This window comes from Rhodoplanes sp. Z2-YC6860, assembly GCF_001579845.1.
Lineage (GTDB): Bacteria > Pseudomonadota > Alphaproteobacteria > Rhizobiales > Xanthobacteraceae > Z2-YC6860.
In genome coordinates this window covers 381,595-401,558 of the sequence record NZ_CP007440.1, presented here as the reverse complement: position 1 = coordinate 401,558, position 19,964 = coordinate 381,595, and the positions used below count along the sequence as shown (strand labels likewise).

The 19,964-nt window shown below is 66.3% G+C and carries 13 protein-coding genes; 2 read left to right on the top strand and 11 right to left on the bottom strand.

The annotated features are described in order from the left end of the window. Positions 1-12: 12 nt before the first annotated feature. The 9 genes from trxA to coaBC form a co-directional block, all read right to left on the bottom strand. Positions 13-333 carry a thioredoxin gene (trxA, locus tag RHPLAN_RS01820; RefSeq protein WP_068013326.1) on the bottom strand — a complete coding sequence of 107 codons (321 nt, stop codon included), beginning with the start codon at positions 331-333 and terminating at the stop codon, positions 13-15. A gap of 88 nt (positions 334-421) precedes the next feature. Continuing rightward, positions 422-3,838: a double-strand break repair helicase AddA gene (gene addA / locus RHPLAN_RS01815; protein ID WP_068013324.1), complete on the bottom strand. Its 3,417-nt coding sequence runs from the start codon at positions 3,836-3,838 to the stop codon at positions 422-424. Beyond that, complete coding sequence (gene addB, locus RHPLAN_RS01810) at positions 3,835-6,900, bottom strand: double-strand break repair protein AddB (protein ID WP_068013323.1); 3,066 nt, start codon at positions 6,898-6,900, stop codon at positions 3,835-3,837. The genes addA and addB overlap by 4 nt, the downstream gene beginning before the upstream one ends. Positions 6,901-7,219: 319 nt before the next feature. Next, the gene (locus RHPLAN_RS01805) at positions 7,220-7,969 is read right to left on the bottom strand and encodes a nucleotidyltransferase family protein (RefSeq protein ID WP_237180025.1); all 750 of its coding nucleotides are present in this window, start codon (positions 7,967-7,969) and stop codon (positions 7,220-7,222) included. Between the two features lie 6 nt (positions 7,970-7,975). Continuing rightward, positions 7,976-9,595, bottom strand: a complete 1,620-nt coding sequence (tsaE, locus tag RHPLAN_RS01800) for a tRNA (adenosine(37)-N6)-threonylcarbamoyltransferase complex ATPase subunit type 1 TsaE (RefSeq protein ID WP_237180024.1) — start codon at positions 9,593-9,595, stop codon at positions 7,976-7,978. A 76-nt stretch (positions 9,596-9,671) separates the two neighbouring features. Further along, positions 9,672-12,185 (bottom strand): sensor histidine kinase, encoded by a 2,514-nt coding sequence (locus tag RHPLAN_RS01795; protein ID WP_068013321.1) that lies wholly within the window; start codon positions 12,183-12,185, stop codon positions 9,672-9,674. 143 nt (positions 12,186-12,328) lie between these two features. Then, on the bottom strand, positions 12,329-12,757 hold the full coding sequence (locus tag RHPLAN_RS01790) for an RrF2 family transcriptional regulator (RefSeq protein WP_068013319.1): 429 nt from the start codon (positions 12,755-12,757) through the stop codon (positions 12,329-12,331). 52 nt (positions 12,758-12,809) lie between these two features. Continuing rightward, positions 12,810-13,304 carry a dUTP diphosphatase gene (gene dut / locus RHPLAN_RS01785; RefSeq protein WP_257730331.1) on the bottom strand — a complete coding sequence of 165 codons (495 nt, stop codon included), beginning with the start codon at positions 13,302-13,304 and terminating at the stop codon, positions 12,810-12,812. After that, positions 13,301-14,716, bottom strand: coding sequence for a bifunctional phosphopantothenoylcysteine decarboxylase/phosphopantothenate--cysteine ligase CoaBC (gene coaBC / locus RHPLAN_RS01780; RefSeq protein ID WP_068013318.1), 1,416 nt, complete (start codon positions 14,714-14,716; stop codon positions 13,301-13,303). The genes dut and coaBC overlap by 4 nt, the downstream gene beginning before the upstream one ends. A gap of 124 nt (positions 14,717-14,840) precedes the next feature. On the opposite strand from coaBC, the gene RHPLAN_RS01775 reads away from it, so the two are divergent. Then, positions 14,841-16,451 (top strand): GMC family oxidoreductase, encoded by a 1,611-nt coding sequence (locus tag RHPLAN_RS01775; RefSeq protein ID WP_068013316.1) that lies wholly within the window; start codon positions 14,841-14,843, stop codon positions 16,449-16,451. Positions 16,452-16,454: 3 nt separating this feature from the next. Here the strand turns inward: RHPLAN_RS01775 and ubiB are convergent, their stop codons facing one another. Together ubiB and ubiE are read right to left on the bottom strand one after the other, a co-directional pair. Beyond that, positions 16,455-18,017, bottom strand: coding sequence for a 2-polyprenylphenol 6-hydroxylase (gene ubiB / locus RHPLAN_RS01770; protein ID WP_068013314.1), 1,563 nt, complete (start codon positions 18,015-18,017; stop codon positions 16,455-16,457). Positions 18,018-18,209: 192 nt separating this feature from the next. Next, the gene (ubiE, locus tag RHPLAN_RS01765; RefSeq protein ID WP_068013312.1) at positions 18,210-18,959 is read right to left on the bottom strand and encodes a bifunctional demethylmenaquinone methyltransferase/2-methoxy-6-polyprenyl-1,4-benzoquinol methylase UbiE; all 750 of its coding nucleotides are present in this window, start codon (positions 18,957-18,959) and stop codon (positions 18,210-18,212) included. Between the two features lie 100 nt (positions 18,960-19,059). On the opposite strand from ubiE, the gene mutM reads away from it, so the two are divergent. Continuing rightward, entirely contained in the window at positions 19,060-19,941 is an 882-nt protein-coding gene (mutM, locus tag RHPLAN_RS01760; protein ID WP_068013310.1) for a bifunctional DNA-formamidopyrimidine glycosylase/DNA-(apurinic or apyrimidinic site) lyase, read from the top strand. Positions 19,942-19,964: the final 23 nt, after the last annotated feature.

Below are 19,964 nucleotides of genomic sequence, written 5' to 3'. Positions count from 1 at the left end.
TCTCAGCGAAGATCACACCGCGGTGTTGATCCACTGCTCGAGCTTCTGCTTCGGCGCGGCGCCGACCTGACGGGCGGCCATCTCGCCGTTCTTGAAGATCATCAGCGTCGGGATCGACATGATCCCGTACTTCTGCGCGACGTTCGGGTTCTCATCGACGTTGAGCTTGACGATCTTGACCTTCTCGCCCATCGAGCCGGCGATCTCTTCCAGAGCCGGCGCGATCATGCGGCACGGACCGCACCACTCGGCCCAGAAATCCACCACGACCGGGCTGGAGGACTTCAGCACCTCAGCCTCGAAGGTCGAGTCGGAAACCTTGCCTACGCTCATCGGAGCACCTCGTTGTTTTCGAATCGGGAAAACCGTCCCCCTGGGGTCTTCGGAACCTATGGACGCCATGGGGGAGCGTCAAGGACGTTCACGGGCTGGTGACGGCGGTGTCCAGTGCTTCATCCAGCGCACGGGCCGGCAATTCCATGAGTTCCAACGTCTCGGTCCACAACAGCGCGGCGAGCACCGCACGGCCCGGATAGACGCGCCGCAGCACGTCCCGATAGAGCGCAAGCTGTTTGACATAGCTGCCATACCGATCGAGGCATTGGTCGAGGCTCCACGGCGCCGGGCGGTTGGATTTGTAATCGGCGATCAATACGGCATCGGGTGTCACCACCAGCCGGTCGACCTGTCCGGCCACCGGCCGTCCCTTGAAGCGCCCGGCGATCGACACTTCGGCGCGGCTGCCCGGACCGAACAGCGGCGCGAAGCGCGGCGCGGACAGGATCGCCAGCACCTGTCTGATCAGCGTGTCGCGTTCTGCATCGGCGAACGCTTCGCGCCGCGCAAAAAATCGCTGCGCCGCCTCGGCACGCCGCTCAGGCGGAATTTCCGGCAGCGACTGCAGCAGCCGATGCACCGCGATCCCGCGCGCGATGGCGAGCTCACGCGCCTCGTCGCGCGTGACCGGCGCCGGGACGACCGGATCGTCCACGAAGCCCGACGGCTTGAGTGTCGGCGGCCGCACCAGTCCGGTTTCGACGCTGCGTGTCAGCCAGGACGGAATGGCGATGCTCGACGGAGCGGCCGTCTTCTGCTCCGCAGCAGTCGCCGCCGCTTCCGCAGTCTTGCGATAGCGCAGCACGTCGACGTCGCCGAAATCGGCTTTCTCCTTGGTGCACTCGTCTTCGAGCCCGTTGCGCACCAGTTCGTACCAGCAGCCGTCCGGAAGCTTGCGAATGCTGTCGATGCCGCACACGATCAGCCGGTCGATGGCGCGCGTCATCGCCACGTACAGCAGCCGCCGGTATTCCTGGCGCATGCTGTCGAGTGCCCCTTCGCGCGCGTCCGCCATCGGTCCGACGTCGTTGATCTTCGCCGTGGCCCAGATCGACGGACTCGGCGCATCGGGCACGCCGCTCTGCGCCGGCAGCTTCAAGAGTTTCGGCGGATGCCAGCCCTGGGGCGGCGACGTCGTATCGGCCAGGATCACGATCGGCGCCTCGAGGCCTTTGGCGCCGTGCACCGTCATCACCCGCACCTCGTCGCGCGCGAGCTCCATATCGCGCTTCACCTCGGCCTGCGCGTTGCGCAGCCACGACACGAAACCCTGCAGTGATGGCGTTTCGCGCTTCTCGTAGTCGAGCGCCAAATTCAAAAACTCATCGAGTGCATCGGTCGCCTCGTGACCAAGCCGTGCCAGGATTTTCCGCCGGCCACGGCGCTCGCCGAGCAGCCCGGCGTAAAACGCGAACGGCGTCTCGCGGCGCGCGGCCTCGGCGATCGCGTCAAGCTCTGCGGCGACATCGGGCCGCTTCGCGCGCAGCGATGTCCACAGATTGCCCTCGCGCTTCCAGGCCAGATGGAAAAGATCGTCGTCGCTCAATCCGAACAACGGGCTGCGCAACACCGTGGCGAGCGCCAGATCGTCCTCGGGCAGCAGCAGCGCATCGGCAAGCACCATCAGATCCATGACCGCGATGTGCTGGGTCAGCACCAGGCGGTCGGCGCCAGCGACCGGAATGCCCTCGTTCTTCAGCGCGCGGATGATCGCCTCGAACAGCGCGCCGCGCTGCCGCACCAGAATCAGGATGTCCTTGGCGAGCCGGCCCTGCCGGCGCCAGACGGCGACCGAGCCTGCGATGCGCCGCGCCAGTCTCATCGTCCCGCTCGTCACCGTCTGTGTATCGAGCGGTGCAGCCCAGCCTTCTTTTTGTTCCACCTCGTCGGATTTTTCCAAATCCCAGATTTCCACCAGGCCCGGCGCTGCCTCCGGCAGGGACTCATGCACCGGCGCCACCGCCTGCGCGGTGAGGCCGGTGTGCGCCTTGACATGAGCGAACACGGTGTCGACCGCGCCGAGCACGTTGGGGCCGGAGCGGAACGAGTGCTTGAATTCGATGGAGACGAAGTCGAGCTCGGCGTCGCGATGCGCCTTCTCAAAGTACCGCCGCACGATATCGAACTCGCGCGGTGCAGCGCCCTGGAACGAGAAGATCGACTGCTTTTCGTCGCCGACCGCAAACAGCGTTCGCGGCAGCAAGCGCGCACCGGCGCCGGCGAAGAACTCGCTGACCAGCGCCTTCACGATGGACCACTGCTTGGGGCTCGTGTCCTGCGCCTCGTCGATCAGCAGGTGATCGATGCCGCGGTCGAGCTTGTAGTGCACCCAGGCGGCGGACACGTTGTTGAGAAGGTCGAGCGCCTTATCGATCAAGTCGTCGTAGTCCAGCAGCCCGCGCCGGTCTTTTTCGGCACGAAAGCGTTCGATCACCGCATAAGCGATCGTAAACAATGCCGCGGTGCGATCGCGCGCCTGGATCGCGCGACGGCGTTGCAACAGGTCCCAGACACGATCGCGCTCGCGGGTCAGCCGTTCGCACAGGTCCGGATGCGCGGACTGAATCGCCCTGGTGGCAAATCGCTCACGCAGCTTGCTCTGTTTGTCCGTACAGAAGATATCGAAATACGTTTCGAGCCGTTCGACATCGTCGAGCTGCGACAGCGCGGCAAAGCGCGCGCTCTGCTCCTTGTCACTTTTGCTGCCTTGCGCAAAAGCCGCAGCGACCGAGGCCCATTCGGAGCTGGCGATGTGGCTGTGAGAGAAGAACTCGGCTTCGACCTGTTGCAGCGTTTCGCCGGGATCGACACCGAGCGACCTGGACAACTGCTCGATGGCTTGCGGCAGTCCTCCCGCCGCTTCGACCCACGGCACCAGCATGTCGCGCTTGCGGATGGAGTCGCGCACCAACTCCTGGAACGTGATGTCGGCCGCGAACAGCACCGCGGTGGCGAGTGCGCGGCCGAGCGGCGTTTCGGGTTCCTGCGCGGCCTTCATCATCACGCCGAGACTGAGCGTGTCGAGCATCTGGCTTTCGGTCGCGTCGTCGAGCACCTCGAAGCGCGCCGCGACATTGGCCTCGAACGGAAACAGATGCAGAATCTGCGTGCAGAACGCGTGGATGGTCTGCACCTTGAGCCCGCCCGGCGTTTCCAGCGCCAGCGCGAACAACTGGCGGGCTCGCCGCCGAAATTTGTCATCGATCGCAGTCGCGCCAGAGGCAAGCATCGCGGCATCCAACGCGGCGTCATTCAGCAGCGTCCAGGTGCGCAGCGTGTCGAACACCCGGTTCGCCATGTTGGCGGCCGCGGCCTTGGTGAAAGTGATGCAGAGGATGCGCGCCGGATCGACGCCCGACAGCAGCAGCCGGATCACGCGTTGCGCCAGCACGTGGGTCTTGCCCGAGCCCGCATTGGCCGCGACGAAAGCCGAGCGCGCCGGATCGGAGGCCTCGATCTGGCGCTCCGTGACGACAGCCGGAATGTTGCGCGGCTTGCTCACTCGCCGCCCCCGATGTCGTTCTCGTCGGCAAACATCGACCACTCCGGCACACGGGCCAGATGGTCATAGTCGCCGTAGCGCGTCGCCCACATCGGATGCAGCAGCGAATAGTAGGGCGTCGCCGGATCAGCGAACTTGCGCAGAAGCTCGGTGAGCTTCTCCAGCGCCTTGTCGGCATGCTCGTCCGGGGTGACCTTGTCGAGCTGGATCGGAAACTCCTCGCCGGCCCGCGCGCCGCCGGAGAGCCGCACATAGAGCAGTTGCGCCACCGATTCGCCCTTGGGCACGCCGTCGAAGCCGCCCTGGCGCAGGATTGCAGCTTCGAGAGTGAGCTGCGGCGCGAGGCCTGCTTGAACCTGCTTCGTGGTTGGCGGCGCGCCGGTCTTGTAATCGAGAATCGCATAACGGCCGTCGGCCAGGCATTCGATGCGGTCGGCGCGCACCACAAGCTCGAACTCCTCGTTGCCGAAAGGAATCTTGATGCTTCCGGCAATCTCAGCCTGCAGCGACGCGAGCTTGCCTCGCCGCTCGGTCTCGTAGCGCGCGAACCAGTCGACGATGCGCCGGAAGCGCGGCCACCAGAACGCTTTCGCTTCGGGATAGTCGGCAAGCGGCGCGAAGTGCCGTTCGCCGATCTCGGTGAGCGCGCGCACCGGATCGTCCGGCAGCTTTTGCGCATAAGCCTTGGCGAAATCGCCGATCGAACCGTGGATCAGCGTGCCGCGATCGGCGGCGCCGGGCGGCGTGTCGACATCGTCGAGCGGACGAAGCTTCAACACATGCCGCGCATAGATCGTGTAGGGATCGCGCAGCCAGTCCTCGATCTCGGTGACGGTGAGACGCTTGGGCCGCGCCTCGAATGGCGGCTTGGGCTCGGGTCGCGCCACGGGCCGCGGCTTGCCCTGCGGCTCGTCGAGACTTCGCGCCAGCGCCAGATATTTTTCGCCGTTCTTCAGCGCCGTCGACCACCGTCCGCCCGCCACCGCGGCGAGCCGCTGCACAAAGCGGGACGCAACCGTCGGCGCGCCGCCCTGCCGGGCCGCGCGGCTGAGGATGATTTCGGGCGCGCCGAGCGCCTGGGCGAAGTCGTGCGCCGAAAGGCCGATGCGACGCTCCGGCAGATCGAGGCCGAGCTCCTGACGCATCGGACGGCTGAGCCAGGGATCGGCGCGCGTCTCCGGCGGCCAGACGCCTTCGACGAGACCACCTAGCACCAGCCGATCGACCGACTGCAGGCGCGCCTCGAGCGGGCCGAAGATGCGGACCCGGACGTTCTGCTCGGGACGGCGGATCACCGGCTCGGCGATGGCGGCGTGAAACAGCTCCGCGTAGTCCGACGCTTCGATGACGATCGAGCCAGCCTTTTCAATTGCATCGAAACGGCCGCCCAGATGCTCATCGATGCGGCGGAGTGTTTGCAGCGCCTGGCCATGAGCCTTGGCGAAAGCTGCAAACGGCGCGCGCTTATTCGACAGCGCCTCCAAGGGTTGAAGCGCGGCCCTGAGTCGGTCGGCCAGCGCCGTTGCGGCATCAAGCTCCGCATCGGTCAGCCGGGTACGCGCGTCCGTGCGATGCAGCGACGACGTCTCGCGGCGCCGGTATTTTCCCAGCTCCTCGCGGAACGTCTTCAACGCATGTGCCAGGCCTTCGGTGCCCTGCCTCGGTCGCGAACCGCGCAGCACGGAGCGCTCCAGCGCCACGACGGCACGGCGATCGAACGGCGATTGCTCGTGCTTGAGCATAGCGAGCAGCGTGATAGGCGGCAGGCCATCGAGTGCCGCTTCGGCCACCAGCCGCGCGAACACGCCCACTGGCGTATCGGCCAGCGCATCGCCGCCCGAGTCATCCACCGGCACATTCCAGCGCGACAACGCGGCCAGCACACGACGGGCGAGCGCCCGATCCGGCGTCACCAGCGCCGCGGTCTTGTTCTTGGTCTCCATCGCCTCGCGCAACGCGATCGCGATCGACAAGGCCTCTTCTTCGGCATTGCCGGCTTCGATCACGGCGATGTCCTTGAACGCATCGTCCGCGTGCGCGGTGAATTCATTCGAGAGGAGCCGCTCCCGCCACAGTTCGCTCGCCGTCGCCGGCCGCAGCGCCTCGGAGGCCAGCATCTCGCGGCCGTGAGGCGCGGGCGCGCCCAGCACCTCGACGGCGTCGCGCAAAATGCCGATGCGCCGGAGCAGCGCGTGCATGCCGAATTGCGGATGACCGTAGACCGGATGGCCATCGCCGCGGTCGACCTGCTCCCACGTCGTTGTATCGAGATTGGTATCGAGGCCCGGCAGGATCACCACGCCCTGCGGCAGATGCGCGATGGTGGTGAGGAGCTTCGCGGTCGACGGGATCGAACCGGTCGAACCCGCTGCGATCACCGGACCGCGAAGCGTTGCAAGACGATTTGTTTCGGCGGTGATCAGCAGGTCGCGCCGCGCCGCGGGTTCGATCAGGTTGCGCTCGGCGAGAATCCCTTGCCAAGGCTCATGAACGAGCTTGAGGAATTTGAGAGTGAGCTGCCAATACGTGTCGAGGTCTTCCGGCACGAGGCCGTCGAGCTTCGACCAGTCGACCTGACGCATGGTCATGTCGTCCATCAGCCGAGCCAAATCCTGCGCCAGCGCCATGGCGGCGCGTGGATTGCCGGCGACCAGTGGCGCCTGAACCTTTTCAGTGGGCGTAATTTGCGCAACCCATTTGAGGATGAGCTGCGCCAGCAGCGTCTGCCGCTCCAAGCCCTGCAATGCCTCGGGCATTTCCAGCGCGCCGGGCTCGGCATCGCCCGCCGCCTCCGCGAACATGATCTCGTCGGCATCGACGTCGTTGAGCGACACGAGCCGCGGCAGGATCGCGGCGTCGCCCTTGACGATGTCGAGGAAGGTTTCGCGCAGCAGCCGCACGGCGCGGCGTGTCGGCAGGTAGATCGTGACGTCCGCCAACGCGAGCGGATCGCCGCCGGGCTTGAAGCCCAAGCCGAGCTTGTCGTTCATCAACGCGTCGATCAGCACCGTCAGGAACGGCGCCGAAGCCGGAATGGTGAAGACGCGCGGTCGGGAGGCCATGGCGGATGCATTGTGTCACCGCACGCGGGTGCGCGCGATTGAGAATCAGTCAGACGGGTTCAGATATGCGCTGCTGTTGATAAGGCCAGCGCATTTTCGAGCCGACTTATGTCTTGGGCCACAACGGCGGTGTCATCACCGGGCCGCCGCGAAGCGGCGTGACCCTGTGATCCATGATCGGCTGCGCTGAAGGCAGCTTTACGTAAGACTTCCGTTGTTGAGCCCGGGTCATGGACCCCCGCGTCAAGCGCGGGGGTGACAGTGTGCCTGTGGCGCGGGCTCGCTTCGATTCAGGTGGAAAACGGGCTAGGGCCGGCGTCTAGGCAGCGCTGGCCAGAATCGCGGCCTCCGCCTGCGCAATGGCGCCCGGTGTGCCGACATGCATCCAGACGCCTTCGAGCCGCAGCCCGTGCAGCCGGCCGGCCTCCGCCGCGCGGTCGAACAGCGCGGTCAGCGAAAACGCGCCGTCCGGCGCATCCTTGAACAGCTCCGGCCGCAGCAGCGCCGCGCCCGCATAGACGAACGGCGCCATCTCGCGCTCCGGGCGCTTCTTCAGCCGGCCGTCGGTTGCCATGATGAAATCGCCACGGCCCGCGTAGCCGATGCTGTCGTTCGAGGCCGCGAGCAGCAGCAGTGCGTCCATGGTGCCCGGGTCGAACGCCTCGGCGAGCCGCTCCAGGTTGGGCCGCACACCGTCGATCCAGATGGTGTCGGAGTTGATGTGGAAGAACGGCTCGGTGCCGAGCTTCGGCAGCGCCTTGACCACACCGCCGCCGGTGTTGAGGAGCTTGGCCCGCTCGTTCGAGATGATGATCTGCGGCTTCTTACGCGGCGCCAGATGATTTTCGATCAGGTCCGCAAGGTAGTGCACGTTGACGACCACCCGCTCGACGCCCTGGTCTGCCAGGCGATCCAGCACATGGTCGAGCAGCGGCTTGCCGGCCACCGACACCAGCGGCTTCGGCAGCTTGTCGGTCAGAGGCCGCATCCGCTCGCCGAGGCCCGCGGCGAGCACCATCGCGGTGCGTGGCATGGTGACGGGACGTTGCGTGGACATCGCTTCAGGCATTTGGCTTCAGGCATTCCCTGCTTCCGGCGCGGCCGTGGCAGGCTCCGGTTGAGCCTCCGCGCCGCTCGGCTGTTGCGGCACCCGCGGCGCCTGCGGAACCGGCACGTTCTCGGTGTACCAATCCCTCAGGGCCTCCAGCGACGGATGCGCCAGCGACCGCTGCAGATAGCCCCATACGCGGGGGATGTGTCGGAGATATTGCGGCTTGCCGTCGCGCTTGTTGAGCCGCGCGAAGATGCCCAAAATTTTTGACGCGCGCTGCGCCGCCACGGTGGCGTAAACGCGGATGAAGCCCGCCGGGTCGAACTCATGATCGGCCGCCGAGCGCTGCTTGACGTAGTTGCCGAGGAGCTCGACCTCCATCAGCTCGGGCACATCGACGCGAGCGTCCTGCAGCAGCGAAGCGAGATCGTAGGCCGCGGGTCCCAGCAACGCGTCCTGGAAATCCAAAAGACCGACACGGGCGATGCCCTTGCGCTCCGGCAGCCAGATCAGGTTGGGCGAATGGAAATCACGCATCACCCAGGTCGGCTTGGCGTTGAGCGCGACCTGCAGGGCCTCGTGCCAGAGCCCGATATAGACCTCCCGCATCGACTCGGTCACCGGCATGCCGTGATACGGCAGATACCAGTCGAGCAGCAGCTCGACCTCGATCAGCATCGCATCCTCGCTGTAGACCGGCAGGCGATGCGCCACGTTCGGCGCGATGCGCACGCCGGCCGGCACCTTCTGGTCGTGCAGCGAGATCAGAACATCGACCGCCGCGGCATAGCGCTCCGGGATCGGCGCAGGCGGCTCGCCCGACACCACCGGACTGGTGCCGAGGTCCTCGATCAGCAGCAGACCGTCGGCAAGCTCGGCCTCGTAGATCTGCGGCGCCGAGTAGCCGAGCTGGCGCAGCCCGTTGGCCACGGCGACGAAAGGCACGACGTCCTCGGCGAGATGGGCGATCTGGCTGTAAGGCTTGCCGTCACGCACCGGCGGGCCATCGGGCTTGCGCGGCGCGTTCATCAGGATGGCGCTGTTCGTGCCGAGCGTCAGCCGCTCATACGTGCGCGTCGAGGCGTCGCCCTGGATGCGGCGGCGCGAGGCCTCGGCGAACTGCGTGCCATCGAGAAAGCGGCGGATCACCGGGATGCGTTCGGCGCGCCCCGCGAACTTGCCATAGCCGGTGACGCGCACGTTGCGGTGCTCGGGGCCGGCGAGCGGCGCGAGCGTGAATGCGATGTCGAGCCGGTCCGGCGGCAGGAAGCCCGCGGCACGGTCCGGCCATTCGAGCAGCACCACGGCGTTCCTCGGCAGGTCGTCGAAGCCGAGCTCGGCGAGCTCGCCCGGGCCGTCCAGCCGATACAGATCGGCATGCACCACCGGAAACTGCTTCAGATCGTAGGTCTGCATCAGCGTGAAGGTCGGGCTCGGCACCGGGATCTCAGGATTCTCGGCGAGATGCCGGATCAGCGCGCGCGCGAAGGTGGTCTTGCCGGCGCCGAGATCGCCGGACAGCGTGACGAGATCGCCCGGATCGAGAGCGGCCGCGATATCCATCACCAGCCGATGGATGCCCTGCTCGCTCGCCAGCGTGACGCTGTAGCTCGAGCCGCCGGACGTGATGGGAAGCATAGCCATACGCTGTTTGTACCCTGATCTTGGGGGGCCATGAACTTAAGGCCACGCCTGCGTTCGCCCGGCAATACGGTATCAGTTAGGCCGCGGTCCGCTCGACATGCTGTTCCAGCGGGAAACGGCAGATCACGGTGGTACCCTCGCCCACCGCCGAGTGCAGCGTCACGGTGCCGCCGTGCAACTCGACGAACGAGCGGACGATCGACAGACCGAGCCCCGCGCCGCGGTGGCCGGAGCCCCGCGAATGGGTCTGGAACCAATCAAACACCCGGCCCTGCACCTCGGGCGGAATGCCCGCGCCGGTGTCCGCGACCGAGAATTCGATGGCGTCCGGCTGCCGCGTCGCCGACAGCGTGATCTTGGAGCCGGCTGGCGAGAAGCCCACCGCGTTGGCCAGAAGATTGAACAGAATCTGACGGATGCGCCGATCGTCGGCCGTGAAGCTGCCGATGTCCGGTCTCGCAACGATGTCGAGCGTGATGCCGTTCTTGACCAGGCGATCGCCGATGCCCTCGGCCGCGGCCAGCATGGTGCGGCGGATGTCGACCGCGCCGAGATTGAGCTTCATCGCGCCGGCATCGATCGTCGCGAGATCGAGGATGTCGTTGATGATGGCGAGCAGCGCGTTGGTCGAGGTGCCGATGTAGTGAAGGTATTCGCGCTGCTTGGGCGTGAGCGCGCCCAGGCTCGGCTCGGCCATCAGCTGCGCAAAGCCGATGATGTTGGTGAGCGGGGAGCGCAGCTCATAGGACACGTGGTGCACGAAGTCGACCTTGAGCGCGTCGGCGGTTTCCAGCGCCTCGTTGCGCTCGCGGAGCGCGCGCTCGACGTTGATCGTGTCGGTGACGTCGAGGAAGGCCACCAGCGTCGCGCCATCGGGCAGCGGCACGGTCACGAGGTCGGCCACGTTGCCGTTGCGCAATTCGAGCCGGCCCTTGACGCTGTCGCGGCCCTCGATCGCCGTGACGGCTGCATGCAACCGCTGCCAGAGCGCGTCATCGCCGTAGAGCGGACGGCAGCGCTCGATGACAGCTTCGATATGCGGCTGCTCGGCGAGCGCCGCAGGCTCCAGCCGCCACATCGCGGCGAAGGCCGGATTGTGCAGCCGCAAACGGCCGTCGCTGCCGAACACCGCGACGGCTTCAGCCAGGTTATCGAGCGTCTCACGCTGCACCCGGATCAACGCGTCATAGTCGCGAGCCATCTGCAGGCTCTCGGTGACGTCATCGAACAGGTAGGTCACGCCGCCTTCCGGGTTCGGCGTGGTGACGACGCGCAGCGTGCTGCGATTGGGAAGATGCCACAGGTGTTCGCGGGTTTCGGCCGCGCGATACGCCTCGTGCAGCGCGGCCTTCCACTCCTTGTAGTCTTTCTCCTCCGGCAGCCTGCGCGTGGCGCGAAGCTGATCGAGCAGGCTCGAATCGGTCGGATACTGGTCGAGAAAGGCGGGATCGAGATTCCACAGCGCGCGATAGGCGGCGTTGTAGAACACCAGATGCTGCTCGGCATTGAAGATCGCGACGCCCGTGGAAATGTGATCCAGCGTGCGGCGATGCGCATCCCCAAGCCGTTTCAGCTCGGTGCGCATCTGCTCGGCCTCGGTCACATCGATGCCGATGCCGGCGCTGCCGCGCCGCGTCGGCAGGTCGATGATGTCGAAGTTGCGCCGGCTGCCGGCGACGATCGCGGGCTGCCGTCCCGCATAGATATGTCCCGCGGCCCGGACCCGGCTCGCTTCTTCGCGCGCCGCGCGGTTGAGAAGCTCGAGCGCGCGATTCAGCGCGTCGGTCGGATCGCGCGCCTCGACGGCGCGGACATAGGCGGTGTTGACGAAGGTGAGCGTGCCCGCGACGTCGCGGGTCCACACCGGCGACGGCAAGGCATCGATCAGCGCGCGCAGCGACTCCATGTCGCTCAGAAGCTTGTCGTGCCGTGCCTGCAGCTCGGTCAATTCGCGCCGGGGGCCGCTGACCTCACGCAGGCGCAACACGGCGCGGCCGCCGATGGCGCGGCCATCGGCCTCGATGGCGCGGCCGTTGGTCGTCATGAGCTGCATCGCGAAGCCTTCGCCGTGGGCGCGCAGCGCATCGGTGGCACGCTCCATCGCCTGAGCCTTGTCCGGCTCAAGCCAGGATCCGAACGCCAAGACGCGCTGCGGGATCGACGCGTTGGTCACGAGCGAGATGTCGCCGATGATCTCGGGCTCGTTGTCGGCCGCGGCCCAGGACACCAGCACCTGCGAATCGGACATCAGCAGCGTCCGCAGGCGATCGTGATCGGCGCGCACCGCGGCGATCCGGTCGCGCAGCTTGCTGTCGTTGAAGCTCGCGCGGATGCGCGTGCGCACCAGCATCACAGCGGTGACGACGCCGAACACCAGCACGCCGAGCGTCAGCACCATCGCGACGAGTTCGCTGCGGTTCAACGACGTCAGGACGTGGACGGTGCCCGCGACGTCGGGCAGCCCACCGCCCTCGGCGCGCGCCGGTGCAGCGCCCGCGGCCGTCGCGAGTGCGATTGTGGCGGCCCGGAATCCACCTTGTCCCGGATGAGAGCAAGGTCTCCCGCCCGTCCTCCGGATTGTTCCCGGCATGCCTGATCTGCCCCTGGAGCAGGCGCCCAACGCGCCCACCGCCCGCGAATCATTGCGACTTTACGCGCAACCGGAATCGCACCGAAAGAGTCCAGACCGTGAACGATGGAGACTGTTGCCGGCAGGGCCGGCTGACCGCCTCGTCAAAGGTCGCGCGTGAGGTCCCGCAGCGGCTCGGCCTGCCGCACCAGATCGTCGAGATTGATGCGGCTGAGCGCCAGCGAGAACGCCTTCTCGGCCTGGCTGACCGCCGGCACCACCACATCGTTGAGCAGCGCCGAGCTTGCGGTCACCGGATCGATATCGTCCTCGATCGTGCCCGCGGCCCGCAGAATCTCGTCGGCGGTGATTCGCCGCCGCTCGCGGGCGAGTTCATAGCCTCCGCGCGGTCCGCGGATGCCTTTGAGGATTCCCATTCTGACCAGCGCCTGGAGCACAGGCTCCAAGTGTCGCGCCGGCAAACTGTGTCGCGCCGCCAAAGCCTTGGCGGACACGGGGCGGTCTTGCCCATGAACTGCCACATCGATGACAGCCGCGACCGCAAGCAGACTTTTTCGCGAAAGCAGCACCATCCGGTCCCAAGCGTTTGTTATGTTGTATAAGCGCCGGATATTACGGCCGGAACTACCTCGTCTTGTCAATTAGTCGTTGGCCTGTAGAGCCAAAACCTTTCGCCCCTCGCTCGGTTGTATCCAGCTTTTTTTGTTCCGTAATCCGCGCATGCAACACAGGCACGACGACGAGTTGAGCAATCCGCAGTCCTCGCGTCACCACAAACGGGTCCTCCCCGAAATTCACCAGGATGACTTGGAGTTCCCCGCGATAGTCCGAATCGATGGTTCCCGGCGTGTTGAGCACCGTGATGCCGTGGCGCGCCGCCAGCCCGGAGCGCGGCCGGACTTGGCCTTCGGTGCCTTGAGGCAGCGCAATCGACAGGCCCGTCGGGATGAGCGCGCGCCGGCCCGCAGCCAGCGTCACCGGCGCGTCCTCAGGCACCGCGGCCATCAGATCGAGGCCCGCGGCGCCTTCGCTCTGATAGGCCGGCAACGGCAGGTCGGCGCCGTGGGGCAACCGCATCACCTGCAATTCAATCTGCAATTCGATCTTCGATGTGCTCACGGTTTCTCGCTCATCGCCGCGGCAATGCGCTCGATCAACGCGGCCGCGACTTCGGTTTTCGATTGAGGTGGCCAGTCCTCGACACCGGTCTTTGTGACGAGATGAATGGTGTTGCTGTCGCCGCCCATGATGCCGGTTTCGGGTGACACGTCATTGGCGAGGATCCAGTCGCAGCCCTTGCGCGCGAGCTTGGCCTTGGCGTGCTCGATGACGTGCTGCGTTTCCGCGGCGAAGCCGATCACGAGCGCCGGCCGTTTGGTCTTGCGATGCGCCACGGTCGAGAGGATGTCGGGATTTTCGATCAACTCAAGTTCGGGCGTGCCTTTGCCGGTCTTCTTGATCTTCTCGCGGCTGTTGTGGGCGGTGCGCCAATCGGCGACGGCGGCCGCGAACACCGCGATATCGGCAGGCAGCGCTTTCTCGACAGCGGCCAGCATGTCGCGCGCGCTTTCCACCCTCACGATATTCACGCCCGGTGGATCGGGAATATTCACCGGGCCGGACACCAGCGTGACATGCGCACCGGCGCGCGCCGCAGCCTCGGCGATGGCGTGGCCCTGCTTGCCCGACGAACGATTCGCGATATAGCGCACCGGATCGATCGGCTCATGCGTCGGACCCGAGGTGACGATCATCCTGAGGCCTTTCAGCGCCGGCGCGGATGGCGCGAGCAGCGCTTCGGCGGCCGCCACGATCTGGAGCGGCTCGGCCATGCGGCCGGTGCCCGCCTCGCCGCTCTCGGCCATTTCACCCGCGTTGGGACCGATGAAGGACACGCCATCGGCCTTGAGCTGCAAAAGATTTCGCGCGGTCGCCTTGTTCGACCACATCTTGGGATTCATCGCCGGCGCGAGCAGGACCGGTTTGTCGGTCGCAAGCAGCACCGCCGAGGCGAGATCGTCGGCGTGGCCGTTCGCCATCTTGGCCATCAGGTCGGCCGTGGCCGGCGCGACGATCACGGCACTCGTGTCGCGCGCCAATCGGATGTGGCCGACGTCAAGCTCGAGCTTGGTGTCGAACAGATCCGTGTAGGGATGCTCGCCGCTGATCGCGCCGGCCGACAGCGGCGTGATGAACTTCTGCGCCGCCTCGGTCATGACGACGCGCACCGACAGCCCGCGCTCGCGCAGCCGCCGGATCAGATCGAGCGATTTGTAGGCCGCAATGCCGCCGCCGATGATCAGCAGCACGCGCCTCGCGCCGACGGACGGATCATCCTCGCGCGCGCCGGCTTTCGCCTGACGGGCGTTCGGCGGATTGATCATGTCGAGCGCCGCCAGGCCGGTTTCCTCCGCGGCGCCGCGCAGGATGGTGCGCACCTCGTCCTCGACCGAGCGGCCGTTTTTCGCGGCGCGCAGGCGGAGAAGCTTCTTCAGACGCTCGTCGAGCTGCCGGACCGTGAGGCTGGCCATGCGGAAACCCTCATATCCGGCCCAATGTAGAAAATGATTGCATTGAAATCAATGCAATCATCGGGTTGCCTGCCCTGCGAAATGGTGATGCGCTGAGACGGTTCGGGCAAGGCCGTGGGGATTCATGAACGACAATTCGGAAGCCTGCGATTTCGTCATCGTGGGCGCCGGCAGCGCCGGCTGCGTGCTGGCCAACCGCCTCACCGCGTCGGGCCGCCACCGCGTCCTGCTGCTCGAAGCCGGACCCGACAGCCGCCATCCGTGGCTCCGCATTCCGCTCGGCTACGGCAAGCTGTTCACCGACCGCCGCTTCAACTGGCTCTACACGACCGAGCCGCAGCCTGAATGTCACGGCCGCAACGTGATCGCGCCGCGCGGCAAAGTGCTGGGCGGATCGAGCTCGATCAACGGACTGATTTACATCCGCGGCCAGGCCGAGGACTTCGACCACTGGCGCCAGCTCGGCAACACCGGCTGGGGCGCAGACGACGTGCTGCCCTATTTCCGCAAGGCCGAGGACAACGAGCGCGGCGCGGATGCGCTTCACGGTGCCGGCGGCCCGCTCGGCGTCTCCGACCTGCGCGACCAGCATCCGCTCGCGAAGGCTTATGTCGAAGCCGCACAGCAGTGCGGCTATCCGCGCAACGACGACTTCAACGGCGCGCAGCAGGAGGGCGCGGGCTTCTATCAGACCACGACACGCCACGGCGTGCGCTCATCGACAGCGGTCGCCTATCTCGATCCGGCGCGAAATCGAGAAAATCTCAAGGTGGTGTCGCAAGCGCTTGCGACACGCATCCTATTCGAAGGCCGCCGCGCCGTCGGCGTCGAATACACGGCCGGCGGCGAGACGCGCATCGTGCGCGCCAATGTCGAGGTGATCGTCACATCCGGCGCATTCAATTCGCCGCAGCTTCTGCAATTGTCCGGGCTCGGCCCGGCTTCGTTGCTCTCGCCGCTCGGCATCCCGGTGATCGCCGACATGCCGGGCGTCGGCGACAATCTCAACGACCACTATTTCGCGCGGCTGATCCTGCGTTGCAAGGAGCCGCTGTCGCTCAATGACGCCGTGCGGCAATGGCATCGCGGCGCCGCGGCCGTGTTCCGCTATGCGCTGTTCCGGCGCGGCTATTTCGCGATCCCGGCGCTGTCGGCCGGCTGCTTCCTTCGCGCGCTGCCGTCATCGGCGACACCCGACGTGCAGTGCTCGCTGGCGCTTTATTCCGTGCAGAACATCGGCGATGCGCTGCATCCGTTCTCGGCCGTCACCGGCGTATGCACGCTGCTGCGGCCGGAAAGTCGCGGCTGGGTGCGCATCAAGTCGGCCAATCCAACCGACGCGCCGGCGATCCATCCGAACTATCTCGCGGCCCAGCGCGACCGCGACACCATGGTCGAGGGCATCAAAGCGCTGCGGCGCATCGTGCAGCAGCCGGCGATGGCACGGCACATTGCGGAAGAGTTCGAGCCAGGCCCGCCCTGCGCCACCGACGACGACATTCTCGATTATGTGCGGCGCCGCGGCTCGACGGTCTATCATCCGGTCAGCACCTGCCGCATGGGCCAGGACGACAAAGCCGTGGTCGACGAGCGGCTGCGCGTCCGTGGCTTTGAAAGCCTGCGCGTGATCGACGCCTCGATCATGCCGATGGTGGTGTCGGGCAACACCAACGCGGCGACCATCATGATCGCCGAGAAGGGCGCCGACATGGTGCTGGAAGATACAAGACGCTGAAAATCAAACGACCCGCCAAACGATCCAGACCAGCAGCGCGACGATTGCCCAGAGCGCCGTGGCCGTCCAGCGATGGATCCGCGTGTTGGCTTTGCCCATCGCCTCGACAATCTCCGGCGCCAGCACGAGGCCATCGCGGGTGATCTCGTCGAGATGCTCGACCAGCGCGGCGCTGCGCGTGAGCAGCGAGGGCACCGCGGCCAGAAAGCCGAGCGTGCCCTTGGCCGCATCTTCGATCCGGCCGGTCGGACCGAGATGACGCTCGATCCATTCGCGCACCACGGGCTCAGCCACGGTCCACATGTCGAGCTTCGGATCGAGCCCGCGCGCCACGCCTTCGACCACCACCATGGTCTTCTGCAGCAGCAACAGCTCCGGCCGCGTGCGCATGTCGAACAGGCCGGTCACCTCGAACAGCAGCGTCAGAAGCTTCGCCATCGAGATGTCTTCGGCGGTGCGCTTGTGGATCGGCTCGCCGATCGCGCGGATGGCCTGGGCGAAATCGTCGATCGAATGCTTCGCCGGGACATAACCGGCCTCGAAATGCACCTCGGCCGTGCGGCGATAGTTCCGGGTGATGAAGCCGTAGAGGATTTCGGCCAGAAAGCGCCGTTCCTTGGGCCCGAGCCGGCCCATGATGCCGAAGTCCACCGCGATCAGATTGCCTTCGGCATCCACGAACAGATTGCCGGGGTGCATGTCAGCGTGGAAAAAGCCGTCGCGCAGCGCGTGACGCAGGAACGATTGGATCACCGAGGCGGCAAGCTTGGGCAGATCGAGGCCCTGCGCTTCGAGCCGCGCCCGGTCGTTGAGCGGCGTGCCTGCTATCCACTCCATCGTCAGCACGTCTTTGGCGGTGCGGTCCCAGTCGACCGTCGGGACGCGGAAGTCCGGATCGTTCTTGGTGTTCTCGGCCATCTCCGAGAGCGCGGCGGCCTCCAGCCGCAAATCCATTTCCATCGCCACCGAGCGGCGCATGGTTTCGACCGTCTCGATCAACCGCAGCCGCCGTGCCTCGGCCGAGAAACGCTCGGCGGTTTCGGCGACAAAGCTGAAGGCTTCGAGATCGACGCGGAAGCGCCGCTCGACATCCTGACGCAGCACCTTGACGGCCGCAGGCTTCACGCCGTCGGGCGTCACCACCTCGGCGCGATGCACCTGCGCGATCGAGGCCGCCGCAACAGCCGGCCCGAACGACACATAGGCCTGGTTCAGCGGCTTGCCGAGCGCCGCCGTCACCACCGCCTCGGCCTGGGCCTGCGGGACCGGCGCCATCCGATCCTGCAGCGATTCCAGGTCGCGCGCGAGCGCCATGCCGACGACATCGGGCCGCGTCGCGAAGAACTGACCGAGCTTGACGTAAGCCGGGCCAAGCCGCGTCAGCGCGGTGGAAAGCCGGTGCTCGGCGCTCGAACCGGTCGGGCGCTCGATCAGCCGCGCGAATTTCACCGCCACCTGCGCCGACCATGGCAGCGGCACCTGATACGGCAGCGCCAGCACGCCCTCGCGCGCGAACACGACGCCCGCACGACCCAGACGAATGAGGTGAGAGATGGCGGAGATCACGCGGGCAATTCCGCTAGCTCAGAAAATCTGGCGACACGGGTGGTTTGCGCCCTCTCCCGCTTGCGGGGGAGGGTTGGGGAGGGGGCCGAATGCGAGCGCAGCAGTTGCGGCTCGCCCCTCCCTGTCCCTCCCCCGCAAGCGGGAGAGGGGACGTTGGGGCAACCACCGAGCAAAGTCTCAAATTCACAGCGCTCACAACCGCCAGCCGGAATGCAAAGCCACCACGCCGCCGGTGAGGCGTTCGAACGAGACACGGCCCAGCCCCGCGCCGCGGATCATGTCGGCGAATTTCGCCGGCTTCGGAAACTTGCGGATCGATTCCACGAGATAGCGATACGCCTCGCCATCGCCGGTCACGGCGCGGCCGATCGCCGGAATGACGTTGAACGAATAGAGGTCGTAGAGCCGGTCGAGGCCCGGCACATCGACCGACGAGAACTCGAGACACAGGAAGTGTCCGCCGAGCTTCAGCACCCGATGGATCTCGCCGAGCGCCACATCGATGCGCGGCACGTTGCGGATGCCGAACGCGATGGTGACGGCGTCGAAGCTCTTGTCGGGAAACGGCAAGGTCTCTGCGTTGGCGTCGATGAACTTGACGTCGCGCCCGGCCTTCTCAGCACGCTCGCGGCCGACCGCCAGCATCTCGGCGTTGATATCGGCAACCGTCACGCGGACGCCCCGGCCGCCGCGGTCGAGGACGCGGAACGCCACGTCACCGGTGCCGCCGGCCAGATCGAGCAGCGCAAACGGCGCCCGGCCCTTGGGCGGATTGACCGCCGTGACCAGCGCCTCTTTCCAGGCGCGGTGCAGGCCGCCGGACATCAGGTCGTTCATCAGGTCATAGCGGCGCGCTACCGAATGGAAGACGTCGTCGACCAGACCCTGCTTGTCGGCAAGCGGCACGCGGCGGTAGCCAAAATCGGTCTCGGAGGCAGCCATCGGAAATCGTCCTTTGTGGACAGGACCATAGCGCGGCACGGGCGATGAGGCTATCTATCAGGCCGTTGCCCAGTACACGCCGCTGACATCTAGCTTAATTATGCCCGAGCTCCCCGAAGTCGAGACCGTGCGCCGCGGGCTTGCGCCCGTGATGGAGGGCGCCAAGTTCGTCGACGTGATCGCCCATCGCGGCGATCTGCGCTGGCCGCTGCCCAAGGACTTCGCCGCCCGGCTCAAAGGCCACACCGTGACCGGGCTCGGCCGCCGCGCGAAATATCTCCTGGCCGACGTGTCCTCGGGCGAGGTGCTCGTGATGCATCTCGGCATGTCGGGTTCGTTCCGGGTGGAGCATGACGAGGGCGGAAAAACGCCTGGCGCCTATTATCACGACCGCAGCAAGAACACGGCGCACGACCACGTCGTGTTCCGGATGTCGTCGGGTGCGACCATCCGCTTCAACGATCCGCGCCGCTTCGGTTCGATGAAGCTCGTGAAGCGCACCGAGCTCGACGATGAGCCCCTGCTGAAGGCGCTCGGACCCGAACCGCTCGGCAATGCGTTTGATGCCGCGATGCTTGCGGAAGCTTTCCAAGGCAAGAACACGAGTCTCAAGGCCGCACTGCTCGACCAACGCAATGTCGCGGGGCTCGGCAACATCTATGTCTGCGAGGCGCTCAACCGCTCGCTGCTTTCACCCAAGCGCAAAGCCTCGACCATCGCCGATCGCAAGGGCGCGCCGAACGATCGCGCCATGAAGCTTGCGGATTCGATCAAGACGGTGCTGCAGGACGCCATCGAAGCCGGCGGATCGTCGCTGCGCGATCATCAGAAGACCAACGGCGACCTCGGCATGTTCCAGCATCGCTTCCGGGTGTATGACCGCGAGGGCAAGCCATGCCCGACGCGCGGCTGTCCGGGCACCATCAAGCGCATCACGCAGAACGGCCGCTCGACGTTTTTCTGTCCGGTCTGCCAGAAGTAGCGCGAGTCATTCACGAAGGAACG

Coding starts and splice junctions, on each gene's coding strand:
- trxA (WP_068013326.1), bottom strand. CDS start 333: ATGAGCGTAGGCAAGGTTTCCGACTCGACCTTCGAGGCTGAGGTGCTG.
- addB (WP_068013323.1), bottom strand. CDS start 6,900: ATGGCCTCCCGACCGCGCGTCTTCACCATTCCGGCTTCGGCGCCGTTC.
- RHPLAN_RS01805 (WP_237180025.1), bottom strand. CDS start 7,969: ATGCCTGAAGCGATGTCCACGCAACGTCCCGTCACCATGCCACGCACC.
- tsaE (WP_237180024.1), bottom strand. CDS start 9,595: ATGGCTATGCTTCCCATCACGTCCGGCGGCTCGAGCTACAGCGTCACG.
- RHPLAN_RS01795 (WP_068013321.1), bottom strand. CDS start 12,185: ATGCCGGGAACAATCCGGAGGACGGGCGGGAGACCTTGCTCTCATCCG.
- RHPLAN_RS01790 (WP_068013319.1), bottom strand. CDS start 12,757: ATGGTGCTGCTTTCGCGAAAAAGTCTGCTTGCGGTCGCGGCTGTCATC.
- coaBC (WP_068013318.1), bottom strand. CDS start 14,716: ATGGCCAGCCTCACGGTCCGGCAGCTCGACGAGCGTCTGAAGAAGCTT.
- RHPLAN_RS01775 (WP_068013316.1), top strand. CDS start 14,841: ATGAACGACAATTCGGAAGCCTGCGATTTCGTCATCGTGGGCGCCGGC.
- ubiE (WP_068013312.1), bottom strand. CDS start 18,959: ATGGCTGCCTCCGAGACCGATTTTGGCTACCGCCGCGTGCCGCTTGCC.
- mutM (WP_068013310.1), top strand. CDS start 19,060: ATGCCCGAGCTCCCCGAAGTCGAGACCGTGCGCCGCGGGCTTGCGCCC.